Below are 14,950 nucleotides of genomic sequence, written 5' to 3' on the forward strand. Positions count from 1 at the left end.
TGAGGTGACCGGACAGGTGAGGTGACCGGCCGGGCGGCGCGGCACGAGACCGTCACGCCCCGCCCGGCCGGTCGCCCTCCGGCGGCCGCCCCGCGCCGCGCGACTCGAGGAAGTAGGCCCCCAGACTGCCCGCGAGAGTGGCGAAGACGGCGACGGAGTAGACCGCCAGCACGATCTCCAGCACTCTGGCGAAGGCGTCGGGGCGGCCGAGGGGCTCCCCGGTGACCGCGGCCAGCGCGGTCGCGTGCAGAGCCTCCCCCAGGGAGGGGTAGACACCGAACTCGTACAGCAGCTCGGCGCTGCCCAGTACGGTGAGCGCGGAGACGGCCGCCAGCCAGCCGATCCGGTCGCCGAGCACCCGGCGCGCGGAGCGGGAGGAGCGCACCACCGAGGACAGCACCCGGCCGGTGCGCAGCATCCGCACCGAGCGGGCCAGCCGCAGCACCCGCAGGAAGGGCAGAAGCAGGAAGAAGAGCTGCCACCAGTTGCGGCGCAGAAAGGCCCCGGTGTCGGGGGCGACGGCCACCCGGACGAGGAACTCGGCGGCGAACACCGTCCACAGCAGCCAGCCGGCCACGGTCAGCGCCGTACTCAGCGCGCCGTCCGGACGGGCCAGCCGCTCCCCGAGGACGACCAGCAGGAACAGCACCCCCAGCACACTCATCACCGGAGTGGCGCGGTCCAGCAGTTCCTGGGCGAAGCGCTCGCGTTCGTCGCGGGGGCGGGAGGGCAGCTCGGGCACACCGCCGCCCCTACCCGCTGCCGGAACGAACAGTCCCGCGGCGGGAGTGCCCGGTACCGCGCCGCGGGCGTGCGCGTGCCACCGGAATCCGCTGTCGGTGTGCGCCGGTGACAGCGGGGCATGCCGCACTCACCGTCGGGCAGCCGCATGCACATGCTGGATGTGCTGCTGACCGTCGCCGGCCTCCTCGCCCTCGGGGTGGCCGTTCTCTTCCGCCGTATCCAGAGCGCGCCGCTGAGCGGACCGCTGCTGGCCCTGCTGACGGGAATCCTCTTCGGCCCCGGGGTACTGGGTGTCATCGACCTGCCCACCGTGCTGGACGCGCACAAGGAACTGCACGAGTTCTCCCGGCTGCTGCTGGCGGTCTCGGTGATGGCCGTGGCCCTGCGCTATCCGATCCATGACGTACGGGCCCTGGTGAAGCCGGTGTCCGTCCTGCTGGTCGTGGCCATGCTCGGGATGGCACTGCTCACCACGGCGCTGTCGGCCGCCGTCCTCGGCGTCGGCCTCGGCGCCGCCGCGCTGCTGGGTGCGGCCCTGTGCCCGACCGACCCGGTGCTCGCCTCCAGCGTGGTCACCGGCGACCCGGCGGAGAAGAGCGTCGCCGCCCGCACCCGGCAGCTGCTCTCCCTGGAATCGGGGGCCAACGACGGCCTCGCCCTTCCCCTGGTGGTGGCCGCGGTGGCGATCGCCGGGACGCTGTCGGGAACCGACGCGCTGCTGGAGTCCCTGTGGCAGGTCCTGGGCGCGGTCGCCCTCGGAGCGGTGGCGGGGGCGCTGGGCGGCAGGGTGCTGCGTGCCGCCGAGGCCAGGAGGGACGTCGAGGCGGGCCCGCTGCTGGTGTACACCCTGCTGCTGGCCCTCTCCGTCCTGGGCGTGGCCGGGCTGCTCCGCCTGGACGGCATCCTGGCCGTCTTCGTCTCCGGCCTGGCCTTCAACGCGACGAGCTCGGTGAGCGAGCGCGCCGACGAGAACAAGAACGACGAGGCGGTCAACCGCTTCCTGGTGCTGCCGCTGTTCGTGGTGTTCGGGGCCATGATCCCCTGGAGCGAGTGGGGAGAGCTGGGCTGGCGCGGCCTTCTGCTGGTCGTCGGGGTACTCCTGCTGCGCCGTCTGCCGGTCCTGCTCGCCCTCAGGCGCCCCCTGTCCCTGGGGTGGCGGGACGCCGTCTTCCTGGGCTGGTTCGGTCCCATCGGCGTCTCGGCCCTGTTCTACCTGACCATGGAGGCCCACCGGCTCGGCGCCGACCCCACGGTCCTGGCCGCCGGCACGCTGGTCGTCGCCGCCAGCACCGTCGTGCACGGCGCCACCACGGCCCCCGGCCTGGCCCTCTACCGCAGGGCGGGCGAACGCGGCGGGGAGCGGACGGAGGCCGCCGGATGAACGTGCCACTCGCACTCCTGGGCTGCCTCCTGCTCCTCCTCGCGCTCGCCGACGCCTCGATCACGGCCCTGTCCATGGTCAGGGTGACCGGCCCGGTCACCGGATGGGTGACCCGTGGGGTGTGGCGGCTGTTCCTGGCCGCCCACACCAGGAAGCCGGGCGGCGGGCTGCTGCAGTGGAGCGGAACGGTCACCCTCCTGATCACCTTCCTCACCTGGACGCTGCTGCTGTGGGCCGGGTGGCTGTTGTTCTTCGCCTCCCACGAGCGGGCCGTCGTCGGCTCCCTGACCTCCGCCCCCGCCGACGGCTGGTCGCGGGTGTACTTCACCGGCTACACGGTCTTCACGCTGGGCACCGGCGACTACGTCCCCGGCACGGCCCGGGCCCAAGTGGCCACCGCCGTCGCGGCGCTGTCGGGGCTGTTCCTGGTCACCCTGTCCCTCACCTATCTGGTGCAGGTGATCCAGGCGGTGGTCCACAAGCGCTCCGTGGCCGCGCAGGTCCACGCCCTGGGCCCGGACGCCGGGCGCATCGTCGCCGGGGGCTGGACCGGGGACGGATTCAGCTCCATGTTCAACCAGCATCTGGTCTCCCTGACCGAACCCCTGCTGCGGATGGGGGAGCAGCATCTGGCCTTCCCGATCGTCCACTACTTCCACTCGAACGTCCGCGGCAAGGCACCCGCCTGTGCCGTGGCCGACCTCGACGACGCCCTCCTGCTGCTGCGGAGCGGCACGGACCCGCGGGCCCGGCCCGACCCGGCGGCCACCGGCCCGCTGTGGGCCGCCCTCGGACAGGTGCTGGACAACCTGCAGGGCCGGTTCTTCTCCCGGGCGGAGGAGGAACGTCCCGCCCCCGCCCTGTCGGCACTGCGCGAGGCGGGTGTCCCCGCCGTCGACGAGGAGCGGTACGCCGCCCAGGTGCGTGAGCAGGCCCGGCGGAGGCGTGCCGTCCAGGGGTTCCTGTACAGCGACGGATGGCGCGACGGCCGCCCGGACTCCTGAGGACGCCGGGGAACACACCGGACGGAGGCCGGTGCGCGGGAGGGGGGCTCCGCCCGCGGTCCGCCCGCCGTCACTCCGCCGTGCGGCCGGTCCGGCCCGGGACCGCACACGCCGCCGGGACCGCCGGGGAGGACCCGTCCGGCCGGGTGCGCCGCCCCGCCGGGTCGGTGCGCGTGCCGGGCGCGGGAATCTCCCGCCGCCACGGATCATGGCCGAGGGAGGCGAAGACCCGGTGCATCGCCTCGGCGACGTCCGCGGCCCCGCACCGCGCCTCCAGACCGGCGGCCCACCGGACGGCCGCCGTCCAGTTGGGGAGTTCCGCGTCCAGCCAGCCCAGTGCCTTGGTCCGGCCGCCGGGGAAGTACGCGCTCTCTCCCCCCGCCTCGGCCGTTCCCCCGGCGGCCCGGAGCGCGGCGGCGGCACGGTGCAGCAGCGCGTCCGCCATACGGCTCTCGGCCGCCGCCCGGGCGGCCGGGCCGGCCGCCGTGCGCAGCTCCCCGGCCGCGAAGAGCCGCAGCAACTCGGGAAACCGGTACCGGAAGGCGGCCGCGGCGGGCTCCAGCAGCCCGGCGTCGGCCAGTTCCTCCAGTGCCGCTCCGGCGGCGGGGGGCGGCAGCGTGGCCAGCGAGGCGGCGAGCTCGGGACCGAAGTCCGGTCCCGGCACGAGGGCCAGCAGACGGAACAGCCGGCGTGTTCCGGGCGCCAGTTGCCGGTAGGAGGAGGTGTAGGAGGCACGGAGGCGCCGCCCCCCGGGCCCGAGGCGGCCGAGCCGCAGCTCCTCGGGACGCAGCAGGCCGACAAGCTGCCGTACGGGTGCCGCCGGGCCGGGTCGGCCGGCGAGGACCGCGAGACGGTTCCCGGCGGCCCGCAGCGCCGGCGGCAGGCGGCCGCAGAGCCGGGCGAGCTCCTCGGCCGCTCCGGGCTCGGCGGCGACCGTGCCGCCGCCGGCCACCCGGTCCAGCAGCCGTACGGCCTCCGCCGTGGACAGGACGCCCGGCCGGAGCCGCGCGGAGCTCTCCAGACCGGCCAGGGCCCGCCGGCCGGTGACCAGGACCAGACAGCGCGGGCCGCCCGGAAGCAACGGCCTGACCTGCTCCTCGTCGGCCGCGTCGTCCAGGAGCAGCAGCATGCCGCGGCCGTGCGTCACCGACCGGTAGAGATCACCGCGCTCCTCGGTGTCGGACGGGATCCGGGCGGCGGGGACGCCCAGGGCCGACAGCAGCCGGGCGAGGGCGGCTCCGGGGCGCAGCGGCCGTGTGCCGGAACCGCCCAGGGAGAGGTGGAACCGGCCGTCGGGGAAGTGGTCGGCGCACTCCTGCGCGAGCCGGAGCGCCAGCGCGGTCTTCCCCAGCCCCGGCTGCCCGGTGACGAGGGCGATACCGGCGGTGGCCCCCGTACCGCCGGCCGCCGCCGCGGCCAGCGGGCGCAGGGCGGCCAGCTCCGGTCCGCGTCCGGTGAAGTCCGCGGGCGGAGCGGGGAAGGCGGAAGGCGCCCTCCCCGGCCCGCGGTGGCGGTGCGGTGCAGCTCCGCGCGGAGCCGCGGGGAGACACCGAGCGCGTCCGCGAGCGCCTCGACGGTGGACTGCTGGGGGCCGCGGTTGCGGCCGCTCTCCAGCTCGCTGACCGAGCGGGTGCTGATGCCGGAGGAGGCCGCCAGCTCGCGCTGGGTGAGGCCCGCCGCCGTACGCGCGCCGCGCAGCAGCGGGCCGAGACCCGCGGGAGGTGGGGGGTGTCGGACTGTCATGACCGCCAGGATGTCGAGAGGAACCGGGCAGGTTCCCGGGAATTCGAAGGTGCCGTTTCGCTGCCCTTCCGGGAACTCGTAGAATGATTTCCGTGCAACCCCCAAGTGCACACCTACGGTTACCCGGAAAATCCGCCGATGCGGCCGACGGTACGGCAGTGGCGGGGACGGCCGGCCGGCGAAGTCCGCTGGCGGCGCTGCTCGCCGCCCACCGGGCCGGGGCGGGACTGACCCAGGAGGCACTGGCCGCGGCGGCGGGCATGAGCGTCCGGGCGGTCCGCGACCTGGAGGCGGGCCGGGTCCGCGTACCGCAGCGGCGGTCCGTGGAATCCCTGGTCGGGGCGCTGTCACTGACGGGCGGGAACCGGGAGCGCTTCCTCGGCGCGGTCGCCGAGGCACGCCGGGACCGGACGCGTGGCCGGAACGGCCCGGGGCGGGACACCGGCGGTGCGCCGGGCGACGGGGCCTGCGACGGGACGGGGACACCCGCGCACCCGGTCCCGGCCCAACTCCCTCCGGCGCCGGCGGACTTCACCGGACGGGCGGCCGAGACCACCGCGCTCCACCGGGCGCTCCGGGACGCCCCGCACCGCCCGCCGGGAACGGGGACGGCCGTCCTGGCGGTGACGGGCGGGGCGGGAGCGGGCAAGACCGCACTGGCCCTGCACACCGCCCACCGGCTGCGGGAGACCTTCCCCGACGGGCAGCTGTACCTGGACCTGCGGGCCAGCCGCGGCGGTCCGCCGGACACCGCCAGACTGCTGGCCAGGCTCCTGCGCGGCCTGGGCGTTCCGGCCGGGGCCGTCCCGTGGGGCGAGGAGCCCCGGGCCGCGCTCTACCACCGGATCACGGACGGCCGGCGCCTGCTGGTGGTCCTGGACGACGCCCCGGACGCGGCCGGCGTCCGGCCGCTGCTGCCCCGGACGCCGGCCGGCGCGGTCCTGCTGACCGGCAGGCACCGGTACGGCGGGCGGCTCCGCGGCGCCGAGGAACTGCGGCTGGGCCCCCTCGCCGGGCCGGCGGCCGAGGCCCTGCTCGCCCGGCTGGTGGGCCCGGAGCGGGTGGCCGCGGAACCGGAGGCGGTGGCCGCCGTGCTCGACCGCTGCGCCGGGGTGCCGCTGGCCCTGCGGACGGCCGCGGCATGGCTCGTACGGCATCCCCGGTGGAGCATCACCGCCGTGCTCGGCGGGTCGGCCGGGGGGTGGGCCGTTCCGTGGGGTGGGCCGGAGACTCCTCAGCGACCCGCGGCGCCCGGTCCGCTCTCCACCCCGAGCGAGCGCAGCGTACGGCCGTAGGCGCGGCGGGTGTGCTCCGCGGCGGCGGCGTCGCCGACCCGTTCCCGGGCCGCGACCAGGGTCCGCCACGCCGCGTCCAGGTACGGGTCGAGGGCGAGGGCCCGCTCGGCGGCCGTCGCCGAGGCGCACACCCGGGCCCGCCGCAGCTCGTACTCCGCGAGCGCCGCCCACAGCCGGGCGGCCTGCTCGCGCAGCCGCCGGCGTTCCCACGCCACCCACTCCGAGGCGCCCTCCTCGGGCAGCAGTTCACCGCCGTACCAGCGCAGCGCGGCCCGCAGGCCGGCGATCCGCTCCTCCACCAGCCCCTCGTCCGAGGCCCGCAGACAGTCGGCCAGCCGGTCGAACTCGCGGACGTCGGAGACGAACTCACGCCCCACGGCCAGACCGTAGGAGTGCTCGTTGCGCGGCAGCAGGGTGTCCGCCCCCCGTGCCGCCCCCGCGTCCAGCAGCGACCGCAGCCGGGAGACGGTGACCTGGAGGTTGCGCACCCCGGCCTCGTGGTAGAGGTCCGGCCACAGCGCGGCGAGCAGTGTGTCGCGGTGCACGGACTCGCCGGCCCGCAGCGCCAGCAGCCGCAGCAGACTGCGGGCCTTCGGCCGGACCGCACCGCAGTCCACCAGCACTCCCCGGACGGTGACGCGCAGGCCGCCGAAGCAGCGGATCTCCACCTCGGCCCCGGCCGCCCGGCCGGCCGGTGACGGAGTCCGTGCCCCCGCCGGGTGCGGCCGTGGCGTACCCGCCGTGCAGGACGACAGGCCCTCGGCGTCCTGTAAGCCGGTTCCCCCCTCGGGAATCCTCATCGGCTCGGCGTTACTGGAAGATCCGTACACAGCGCCGCTCCCCTCCGAGCGCGACTCGCCCGGCCCTGACCCACCCCCCGTACCGACGGGCCGCGGGGACCGTGAAGGCCGTCACGCCGCAGCCGCATCCAAGCAGACCATCCGGACCCGTCCGGAAGCGAGGCAGAACAGGTAGCAGAGTTCGGACCGCGGAGCGGACGGCGGGAGCCGGACCGGTTCCCCGGCCGCGGATCAGAAGCGTTTGAAGAACTCCACCTCTCCCAGGGCCACCAGGCGGGACGGACGCTGCCCGTGGACGGTCCGGATCGTCAGCCGCAGCCGGGACACGTCGCTCACGGTCAGCCGGACGGTCTGCTCGCCGGGCCGGTCCTCCAAGGCCACGGTGCGTTCGCCGACCTTCCTGCCGCCCTCGTCCCAGGCGGTGACGGTCAGCGAGGCCGGACGCGCCTGCCGGAGGTACTCGTCGGCCCGGTCCGAACTGCCGGAGTGGAAGAGGAGGTCGGTCAGCCGGAAGGGGGCGGCGAAGGACGCCTCCAGCCACTGGCCGTCCGGTGCCCGGCCCGCGGCCGGGGCCCAGTAGCGGTTCCAGGCGCCGTCCACCGCGAGTTCCGCCGGATGGCCCGCGGCGGAACTGGACGCCCGTACCGACTCCGGGCGCACGGAAGACGGTTTGCTGAACCGGTCCCGCACCGCGTTCACGGCCGAGGGGCCGTAGACGGTGGCGGCCCACCCGAGGGCGGCCAGCGCGAGCAGCAGGACCAGCCAGGTGAGCGGTCGCCGCAGCCGTCCGGCCGGACCGCGCCTGCGGGCCCCGCGGCGCCGCAGCAGCCGCTTCCACCAGGGCGGTTCGGCCAGGGCGGACGGGCTGTCCAGCGGGGTGCCGCAGCGGCGGCAGAACGAGCGTCCGGCCGGGTTCGCGGTACCGCACTCCCGGCACGACACGTCGTCCGCCGCGGCGACATGGTCGTCGACGACCTCCCGCACCCGGGGGCGCCGGACCGCCTCCCGGCCCGGGCGGACCGCCACCGGACGGGCCTCCGGCGGCCCGGACGGGGCCGCGGGGTCCCGCCGCGGCCGTTCGCCGGACCGGGACCGCGGGCGCGGGGTGCCGGCCGGTGCGGGCGCGAGCAGAGCGGCGGCCCGGGCGGCGTCCGCGCCGGGGACGGCCTCCCCGGCGTCGTCACCGGTCTCCCCGGGAGCGGAGCTCCGGTCCTCGCCGGCGTCTCCCGGCGTTCCCCCCGGGGCCCCCGGACCTTCCGTGCCTTCCGGGTTCTTCGGGGTCTGTGAAGCCCGTGCGCCCTCCTCCGGTCCTCCTTCCGGCTCCGCTCCGGAAGGCTCCTCCGGTACGGCGGGAGGCCCTGTCTCCGGCCCCGTCTCCGGCCCCGTCTCCGAAGCCGCCCCGCTCTCGGCGGTGGGCTCCCCTTCCGGTGCGGGACCGGCCTCGGGGGAGGAGCGTGTCGCCGGTGCTCCGGCGGAGGCGGGCGCGGGTGCGGGACCGGCCCCCGGGACCGCGGAACCGTCCGGAGGACCGGCGGCGGGAGGCGGTGACGGGGCCTTCCCGGGCCGGGGCGGTTCCGTCCGCGGATCCGGCAAGGGAGGCGGTGAGGTGTCCGGTGCGCCGTCGGCACCGCCGCTCGTGCCGCCGTCCGGACGCGCCACCGGGCCGGGAGCCGGCTCCGGCTCCGCCTCCGCCGCGGCGGCGGGACGGGAACCGCTCCAGTCCAGGAAGGCCCCGCACTCGCCGCAGAAGGAGTCACCGCCGCCCACCGCCGCGCCGCACTGCTCGCAGGTCGTCATCCGGCCGTCCTCCCCGTCCCGCGGCGCGCTGCCACCGCGCGCCGGTCCCCTCTGCCGTGCCCCGTCCCCGCGGGCGGGGCCTCAGCGCTTCTCACCGTTCCTCATCGCTCCTCAGGGCCCGCCGACTCGATCGTGTAAGGCACATGGGCGGGACGGCCGGCGTCGACGAGGGCCGTCAGCCGTGTCATCGACGGCGCGCCGGGGCCGTCGCCCCGCACCCGCACCCGGAGGAAGGGCTCCGGGGATCCCGGCAGGTCACCGCCCGGCGCCGCCGACCAGGCGGCGCCCCCGCTGTCGGTGACCTCCACCTCCACGCCGAGGGCCTCCCGCACCTGTTCGGCCAGCCCGCGCGCCGTACCGCGCAGCCGGTGCAGTTCCACCGCCCCCGCCACCGCCCGGCGGCGCTCGGCGAGCGGCCGGCTCTCGTCCGCGTCGGCCGCGACCCAGCCCGCCAGCCACCGGAGGAAGTCCTCGGGGGCCAGGCGGGGGTCCCAGTAGGCCTCCAGGCAGTCCAGTACGGCCAGTACGGGCGCCATGACCTCGTCGAAGGCCGAGACGAACCGCTGCGCGAAGGCGTCCTCGGCGTAGGGGGCGGGCAGCCGCGCGCCGAAGGGGTGCGGCGAGAGCAGTCCCTCGGTCCCCAGACGCCGGGAGGTGTGCTCGTCCGGTGCCGGACGGGGATCCCTCGCCGTCTCCGCCGCCTCCGTCACCGCCCCTCCTCCACCCTGATCTGGTGCCGGTAGGAGAAGACCAGCGCGTGGCGTTCCAGGTCGATCCGGTCGCCCACGTCGCTGCGCTCCCCGGTGAGGGGGTTCGCGGCGAAGAGCCGGAGGTCGTCGACCAGCTCCACACCGGGGACGTTCTGCAGCACCGAGTGGGCCTCACCGGTCTGCACGGGCCGGCCGAAGGGCCAGCCGTCGCCGTCGGGGCCGCCCACGACGGGGTTGAGATAGCGGTAGAGGGCGTCCTGCGCCCGTTCCCGCAGCCGGCCCGCCGGGACACCGGGAGCGGCGACGAGCCGTGCCACCACGGTGACGCCCTGGTAGAAGGGCGGCTGGACCAGCAGCCGGGCGCCGATCGCGCGGCGCGCGTCGAGGTGGGCGGCGATGCCCGCGAGCATCTCGTCGGGCGGCACGAGTTGCTCGAAGCGCAGCCGGTCGCCGGTGTCGGCGACCACCTCGGGCACCACGAGCACCCGCACCCCGCCGGCCTCGGCGGCGTCCTCGGCGGGGACACAGCGGATCCGGGCGGCCGACGGGGCGGCCTGGCGGGCGATCAGCTCGTAGTCGGAGGCCGTCACGGCGCGGTCCTGGGCACGCAGCTGGAGCGGGGCGCGCAGCCTGGCGCCCGCCACGGTCTCGCCGTCGACCCCGCCCGCAGCGGCCTGGCGGTTCTCCACCCGGGACACGTACGGGATGGAGGTGCGCAGCACGCTCAGCGTCCCGCGTGCGACGTTCCCGGACCGTCCGCCGCCGGTGCGGTAGCGGCGCACCCGGATCCGCGCTCCCCTGGGCGGCACCGCGCCGTAGTGGCGCAGCGTGCCGTCGGGCTCCCGCACGGCGGGGCCGAAGGACACCTCCCCGGTGGTCGGGTCGAGGCGGATGTGGCGGTCGCCGGGGAGCGAGTCGCCGAAGGAGTCGACCCGGGTCCACTCCTGCCAGCCGGCGCCGTCGGAGACCTCCACCACGAAGGGGGTGCCGTCGGCGACCACGGGGGGCCTGCCCACCGTGAACCGCTGCCCGGGCGTGCCCCCGGAGTCGCCGAGGACCTCCCCGTCCACGGTCTCGGCGTGCACCGCCTGTGTGGTGCCCCCGACGGTGAACGCCTCGACACCGCGGACGGTGGGCGAGGCGGAGTAGAACGGCTGGCCCTCCTCGGCCGGCACCACCCGGCAGCGCAGCCAGCCCGCCCGGCGCCCGGCGAGCGAGGTCCGGGCGTGGCTCGCGGGCACGTGCAGGACCACGTCGCCGGGCCGGTTGAGCCCGCCGGTGGTGTCCTCGTCCACCTCGCAGGGCCGCCACTCGGAGCCGTCGTGGGCCTCCCAGCGCAGCGGGGGCTGGCGCGGGTCGACACCGACGCCCTCGACCCTGCTGTCCAGCCGCAGGACCACGGCGCAGCCGGGCACCGCGGCGGAGAGCCCGACGAGCATGCTGTCCCCGGGGGCGGGGGCCTCGGCGAAGCAGGTGACGTCCTGCCCGTGCAGGACCAGGTCGGTCCGCTCCACGGGCCGTCCGTCCGCCGCCTCGGTGAGGAGGTGGGTGAACTCGCAGGGCACCACGGTGAGGTCGGACGTGGTGGCGAAGACCCGCGCCTCCTCGGTCTCGGTGCGGTCCGTGGCGACCTCGGTCCCCTCGTGGAGCACCACCGGCCCGGGCTGCGGGGCGGAGAGCCAGAACGTGACGTCCGTCCGGGCGGGGGCCGGCGGGAAGAGCGTGATGCCGAGGAGGTCGAGGAAGGCCAGGTGGTTCTTGTCCGGCACCCGGTTGAGCCGGTAGAGGAGCTGGTCCGTCATGTGGGCGAACGCCTCGATGAGGGTGACACCGGGGTCGGAGACATTGTGGTCGGTCCACTCCGGGCAGCGCTGCTGGACGAACCGCTTGGCGTCGTCGACGAGCTGCTGGAAGCGGCGGTCGTCGAGGTTGGGGGAGGGCAGGGCCATCAGCGGGCCTCCTCCCGGCCGTCGGGGCCGTCGGCCCCGTCCGCCGCCCCGGACTCGTGCGAGGGGATCACATAGAAGGGGAACACCAGGTTGCGCGGGTCGTTGGTGCCGCGGTGGACGTAGTGGATGTCGATGTAGAGGGTGCCGGGCCGCCGGGCGTCGGGGACGACGCCGACCTCGGTGACCTCGATCCGCGGCTCCCAGCGGTCCAGGGCCCGGCGCACCTCGTAGGAGAGGGCCCCGGCGGTGTTCTCGTCGGCGGGGGCGAAGACGTACTCGTGGATCCCGCAGCCGAACTCCGGCCGCATGGGGCGTTCGCCCGGCGCGGTGGCCAGGATGAGCCGGACGGACTCGGCGATCTCCCGGTCGCGCGAGACCAGGGCGATGCCCCCGGTGGGTCCGGTACGCAGGGGGAAGGCCCAGCCCGCCCCGATGAACTGCTCGGCCATCAGTTGATCTCCACGATCCTGGCGTTCACCGAACAACTGGTGCCGCCGTTCAGTTCCATGCCTCTTCTGGCGTTCACCGAGACCGACCGGCCGGTCAGCTTCAGCTCACCGCTCCCGGCGTCCAGGGTGATGCCCCGTCCGGTGACCGTGACCTCCTGCTGCGCGGAGACGGTGACCTTGCCGTCGCTGTGCACGGTGATCACCGTGTTCTGCTGGTCCAGATGGACCGAGAGCCGGTCCCGGTGGGTGCGCAGCCGTACGCCGGCGGGGCCGGGCACCGCGTCCAGCAGCTCGACCCGGTGGCCGCCGCGGGAGGCGAAGGACCGCCGGTTGACCTTGCCGCTGCGGCCGTCCACCAGCGCCAGGGAGTCCGGAGTGGGCTTGTCGACCCCGTTGTAGAGCCCGCCGATCACATAGGGCCGGTCGAGCAGCCCCTGTTCGAAGGCGACCAGGACCTCGTCGTTCACCTCCGGGCTGAAGACCCCGCCGCCGCCCGTACCGCCCAGCTGGACGGTACGCACCCAGTCGGTCACGTACGCCTTCTCCCGTCCCGAGTCGTCCGACAGCCAGGGCAGCTTCAGACGCACCCAGCCCTGGTCCCGGTGCTCGCGCGGCGCCTTCACATCGGTGACGACGCCGACGGCGACCCCGGGGACGCGGGGGGAGCGGGCCGGTGCGGACGCGCCCGAGGCCAGCCCGTACGGGGTGCGGTCCTGGCGCCCGCTGACGGTGACCCAGGTCTGGTAGCCGTCGCCCGGCCGGTAGGTGTGCCGGCTCGCGGTGACGGTGTACTTGCCGTCGAAGGGCTTGCCCGCGTGGTCCAGGAGGACCGGCGTGCCGACCCGCAGCCGGGGGTTGCCCAGGACCACTACCTCCAGTTCGGCCACGGAGTCGGCCAGTTCGGCGGCGGCCGCGGTGGACACCGCCTTCACCTCGGCGTCGGTCCGGTACGGGAAGTCGGTCAGCAGCGTCTCGGAGGGCCGGGAGGACTCGAACGGCGCGACGGCCTTCGGAGGGGTGAGGCCGATCCGCAGTCCGTCACCGGCCGTCACCTTCCGCTGGGCGTGCAGGCTCTTCTTCCGTTTGACGTCCCAGCCGCGCACCGCCACCCGGGCGGTCTGGTTCACGGCGGTCACCGCGGAGCGGACGAAGAGCACGTTCTCGCCCATCTTGATGCCGACCGGGCTCTCCTCGACCGCGCCGGAGGGGTTGGGGGCCGAGGCGGCGGGCACCGGAGCGCGGAAGAAGAACTTCCCGTCCTTCACCCCCATCTCGCGGTCGTTCTCCCCGGCGAGTTCGGCGAGGAACTCCCAGTCGGTCACATTGGCCTGGGTCCGCAGCGGATAGGCGGTGGCGGTCGGGTCGATCCGGCCCACCGGGACGCCGGCCGCCGCGGCCACCTCCCGGGCGATCTCGGAGGCCTTCCGGCCGACGAAGCCCCGTACCCGGCGGCCGCGCTGCAGCCGGTGGGAGCGGTCCATCGCCCGTACGGTGGTGAAGCTGCCCACCCCCGCGTCGTACTCGGCCTCCAGCGACACCACCTCGCCGTTGAACAGCGGGAGCTCCCCGGAGCCGTCGCCGGGCTTGACGTGGACCGTGAGCGGTCTGCCGATCTCGATGCGGGTGTCCTCCAGGAGTTTGCGGTGCGGGTCGGGGAAGCGCAGCTGCGCCACGGCCGGCAGGGTGTTGCTCTCCTCGACGTCCACCCGGAGCTGCGTCTCGTCCCAGGGCGGGGGCAGCGGGCCGGGTGCCCGGACGACGAAGGTGTTGGTGTTCTCACCGGTGGCCATCGGTCACCCCGCCCCCGAGTTCGTCCGCCGACGGGACCAGGAGTTCCGCGCCGGGGCGCAGCCGCAGCGGGTCGTCGATCCCGTTGGCCTCGGCGATCACCCGCCAGGCCGTCGGGTCGCCGTACTCCTCGTGGGCGAGGGCCTCCAGCGAGTCGCCCGCCACCAGCCGGTGCGTGCGGTGGGCGCCGGGAGAGCCGGAGGTGGGGTTCTGGCGGGGCGTCGGGTCGCCGGCCTCGGTCAACTGGATGGCACAGGTGGCCCGCAGCGGGGTGCCGTCGGCGTCGAAGAGCGAGTAGGAGGCGTTGACCTCCTCCAGGTAGCCGAAGAAGGACACGCTGTCGAACGACCCCCAGGAGAACTTCACCCGCGGTGCCGACGCCGCCTTGGCCGCGATGCTCCGGGCCGTGGGCACGCACCAGCTCAGCAGGGTCTCCACGGCCTTCTGGACGCTGGTGTCGTGGGTGGCGGTGGCGTCCAGGAACAGCTCCACGCCCAGCCGCCGCGGCAGCGAGCCGGTGAACTCCGGTACGCCCACCTGCCGGGCGCTCCGGGCCCGGTGGCGGATCCACTGCGCGCCCTTGCTCAGGGTGAGGGTCTCGGGGTTGAACTGGAACGAGATCGGGGACCCCAGCATCCCGCCGGGCGGTTTGCCGGGCTTCTTGGGTGGCTCGTACGCCGTCAGCCTGGCACGTGCCCGAGTGGCCATCGCGCGCTTCCTTCCGCTTGTGGTTCCGCTCGTCTCTTCGGGGGCCGGCCGGACGGCCGGGCGGAGGGTCACAGGAAGCCGTGGTGGGCCAGCTCGATGCTCTCGGTCGCCACCTCCGAGCGGGACGGGTCGAAGGAGGGTCCGGTCCAGCCCACCACCACCACGTCCCGCAGGGACCACTGGACGATGGTCTCCTTCAGGTTGGGCCGCAGCGCCGTGATCTGCGCGGTGCCGCGGTTGACCTGCTGCGGCAGCGAGGCGAGGAACCGCATCACCTTGGCCGAGTCGGCGGTCAGGGGCCGGGTGAGGGTGACGGCCGGGTAGGTGATCCTGGACGGGAGCTGCCAGACGAAGTCGTTGTTGCCCCCCTCCACCCGCCGCTCCACCTCGACCTCGACGCCGAGCCCCGTGCAGGTGTTGAACGGACCGAGGTCGATGCCGTCGATCTGCAGCCTGAAGTGGACGCTCGTGCCCGGATCCGTGGTGGACATGGTGCGGTCTCTCCGTCCTCTCGGGCGTTCCGGCCCCTGCGGCCGGTCCGTTCGTCCCGGTGCGGTGCTTCTCGGTGCCGGTGTGCCGACG

The 14,950-nt window shown here is 75.4% G+C and carries 14 protein-coding genes; 3 read left to right on the forward strand and 11 right to left on the reverse strand.

Translation table 11 applies throughout. The annotated features are described in order from the left end of the window. Window positions 1-52 precede the first annotated feature (52 nt). Window positions 53-742, reverse strand: coding sequence for a hypothetical protein (locus CUT44_RS09730; RefSeq protein ID WP_199185548.1), 690 nt, complete (start codon window positions 740-742; stop codon window positions 53-55). A 147-nt stretch (window positions 743-889) separates the two neighbouring features. Between CUT44_RS09730 and CUT44_RS09735 the strand changes: the two genes are divergently transcribed. Beyond that, window positions 890-2,125 carry a cation:proton antiporter domain-containing protein gene (locus tag CUT44_RS09735; RefSeq protein ID WP_100200378.1) on the forward strand — a complete coding sequence of 412 codons (1,236 nt, stop codon included), beginning with the start codon at window positions 890-892 and terminating at the stop codon, window positions 2,123-2,125. Continuing rightward, entirely contained in the window at window positions 2,122-3,129 is a 1,008-nt protein-coding gene (locus tag CUT44_RS09740) for a potassium channel family protein (protein ID WP_100200246.1), read from the forward strand. Before CUT44_RS09735 ends, CUT44_RS09740 begins: the two co-directional genes overlap by 4 nt. Before the next feature lie 70 nt (window positions 3,130-3,199). Here CUT44_RS09740 and CUT44_RS09745 read toward each other — a convergent pair whose 3' ends face one another. Both CUT44_RS09745 and CUT44_RS34850 read right to left on the reverse strand, forming a co-directional pair. Beyond that, on the reverse strand, window positions 3,200-4,258 hold the full coding sequence (locus tag CUT44_RS09745; RefSeq protein WP_146252193.1) for a hypothetical protein: 1,059 nt from the start codon (window positions 4,256-4,258) through the stop codon (window positions 3,200-3,202). 14 nt (window positions 4,259-4,272) lie between these two features. After that, window positions 4,273-4,872: a helix-turn-helix domain-containing protein gene (locus CUT44_RS34850; RefSeq protein WP_100201658.1), complete on the reverse strand. Its 600-nt coding sequence runs from the start codon at window positions 4,870-4,872 to the stop codon at window positions 4,273-4,275. Window positions 4,873-5,030: 158 nt separating this feature from the next. On the opposite strand from CUT44_RS34850, the gene CUT44_RS09755 reads away from it, so the two are divergent. Next, the gene (locus CUT44_RS09755; RefSeq protein ID WP_158239551.1) at window positions 5,031-6,167 is read left to right on the forward strand and encodes a helix-turn-helix domain-containing protein; all 1,137 of its coding nucleotides are present in this window, start codon (window positions 5,031-5,033) and stop codon (window positions 6,165-6,167) included. On the opposite strand, the gene CUT44_RS09760 is transcribed toward CUT44_RS09755, so the two are convergent. The 8 genes from CUT44_RS09760 to CUT44_RS09795 form a co-directional block, all read right to left on the reverse strand. Next, window positions 6,107-6,967, reverse strand: coding sequence for an AfsR/SARP family transcriptional regulator (locus CUT44_RS09760; protein ID WP_100200249.1), 861 nt, complete (start codon window positions 6,965-6,967; stop codon window positions 6,107-6,109). The genes CUT44_RS09755 and CUT44_RS09760 overlap by 61 nt on opposite strands. Window positions 6,968-7,198: 231 nt before the next feature. Then, window positions 7,199-7,993 (reverse strand): zinc ribbon domain-containing protein, encoded by a 795-nt coding sequence (locus CUT44_RS32680; protein WP_146252154.1) that lies wholly within the window; start codon window positions 7,991-7,993, stop codon window positions 7,199-7,201. 872 nt (window positions 7,994-8,865) lie between these two features. Then, window positions 8,866-9,474: a phage tail protein I gene (locus tag CUT44_RS09770; protein ID WP_233221085.1), complete on the reverse strand. Its 609-nt coding sequence runs from the start codon at window positions 9,472-9,474 to the stop codon at window positions 8,866-8,868. Continuing rightward, a complete protein-coding gene (locus tag CUT44_RS09775) occupies window positions 9,471-11,423 on the reverse strand; it encodes a putative baseplate assembly protein (RefSeq protein WP_100200251.1) in 1,953 nt (650 codons plus the stop codon). The genes CUT44_RS09770 and CUT44_RS09775 overlap by 4 nt, the downstream gene beginning before the upstream one ends. After that, window positions 11,423-11,872, reverse strand: coding sequence for a GPW/gp25 family protein (locus CUT44_RS09780; protein ID WP_100200252.1), 450 nt, complete (start codon window positions 11,870-11,872; stop codon window positions 11,423-11,425). Before CUT44_RS09780 ends, CUT44_RS09775 begins: the two co-directional genes overlap by 1 nt. Then, window positions 11,872-13,662 (reverse strand): VgrG-related protein, encoded by a 1,791-nt coding sequence (locus tag CUT44_RS09785; RefSeq protein WP_100200253.1) that lies wholly within the window; start codon window positions 13,660-13,662, stop codon window positions 11,872-11,874. The genes CUT44_RS09780 and CUT44_RS09785 overlap by 1 nt, the downstream gene beginning before the upstream one ends. Further along, window positions 13,649-14,368 carry a CIS tube protein gene (locus tag CUT44_RS09790; RefSeq protein ID WP_100200254.1) on the reverse strand — a complete coding sequence of 240 codons (720 nt, stop codon included), beginning with the start codon at window positions 14,366-14,368 and terminating at the stop codon, window positions 13,649-13,651. Before CUT44_RS09790 ends, CUT44_RS09785 begins: the two co-directional genes overlap by 14 nt. 68 nt (window positions 14,369-14,436) lie before the next feature. Further along, window positions 14,437-14,859 (reverse strand): phage tail protein, encoded by a 423-nt coding sequence (locus CUT44_RS09795; RefSeq protein ID WP_100200255.1) that lies wholly within the window; start codon window positions 14,857-14,859, stop codon window positions 14,437-14,439. Window positions 14,860-14,950: the final 91 nt, after the last annotated feature.

This window comes from Streptomyces carminius, assembly GCF_002794255.1.
GTDB lineage: Bacteria > Actinomycetota > Actinomycetes > Streptomycetales > Streptomycetaceae > Streptomyces > Streptomyces carminius.

What these genes read in the sequence shown, in the direction of transcription:
- CUT44_RS34850 (WP_100201658.1), bottom strand. Translation starts at nt 4,872, where the DNA reads ATGACAGTCCGACACCCCCCACCTCCCGCGGGTCTCGGCCCGCTGCTG.
- CUT44_RS09735 (WP_100200378.1), top strand. Translation starts at nt 890, where the DNA reads ATGCACATGCTGGATGTGCTGCTGACCGTCGCCGGCCTCCTCGCCCTC.
- CUT44_RS09790 (WP_100200254.1), bottom strand. Translation starts at nt 14,368, where the DNA reads ATGGCCACTCGGGCACGTGCCAGGCTGACGGCGTACGAGCCACCCAAG.
- CUT44_RS09795 (WP_100200255.1), bottom strand. Translation starts at nt 14,859, where the DNA reads ATGTCCACCACGGATCCGGGCACGAGCGTCCACTTCAGGCTGCAGATC.
- CUT44_RS09760 (WP_100200249.1), bottom strand. Translation starts at nt 6,967, where the DNA reads ATGAGGATTCCCGAGGGGGGAACCGGCTTACAGGACGCCGAGGGCCTG.
- CUT44_RS09745 (WP_146252193.1), bottom strand. Translation starts at nt 4,258, where the DNA reads ATGCTGCTGCTCCTGGACGACGCGGCCGACGAGGAGCAGGTCAGGCCG.
- CUT44_RS09785 (WP_100200253.1), bottom strand. Translation starts at nt 13,662, where the DNA reads ATGGCCACCGGTGAGAACACCAACACCTTCGTCGTCCGGGCACCCGGC.
- CUT44_RS09740 (WP_100200246.1), top strand. Translation starts at nt 2,122, where the DNA reads ATGAACGTGCCACTCGCACTCCTGGGCTGCCTCCTGCTCCTCCTCGCG.
- CUT44_RS09775 (WP_100200251.1), bottom strand. Translation starts at nt 11,423, where the DNA reads ATGGCCCTGCCCTCCCCCAACCTCGACGACCGCCGCTTCCAGCAGCTC.
- CUT44_RS09780 (WP_100200252.1), bottom strand. Translation starts at nt 11,872, where the DNA reads ATGGCCGAGCAGTTCATCGGGGCGGGCTGGGCCTTCCCCCTGCGTACC.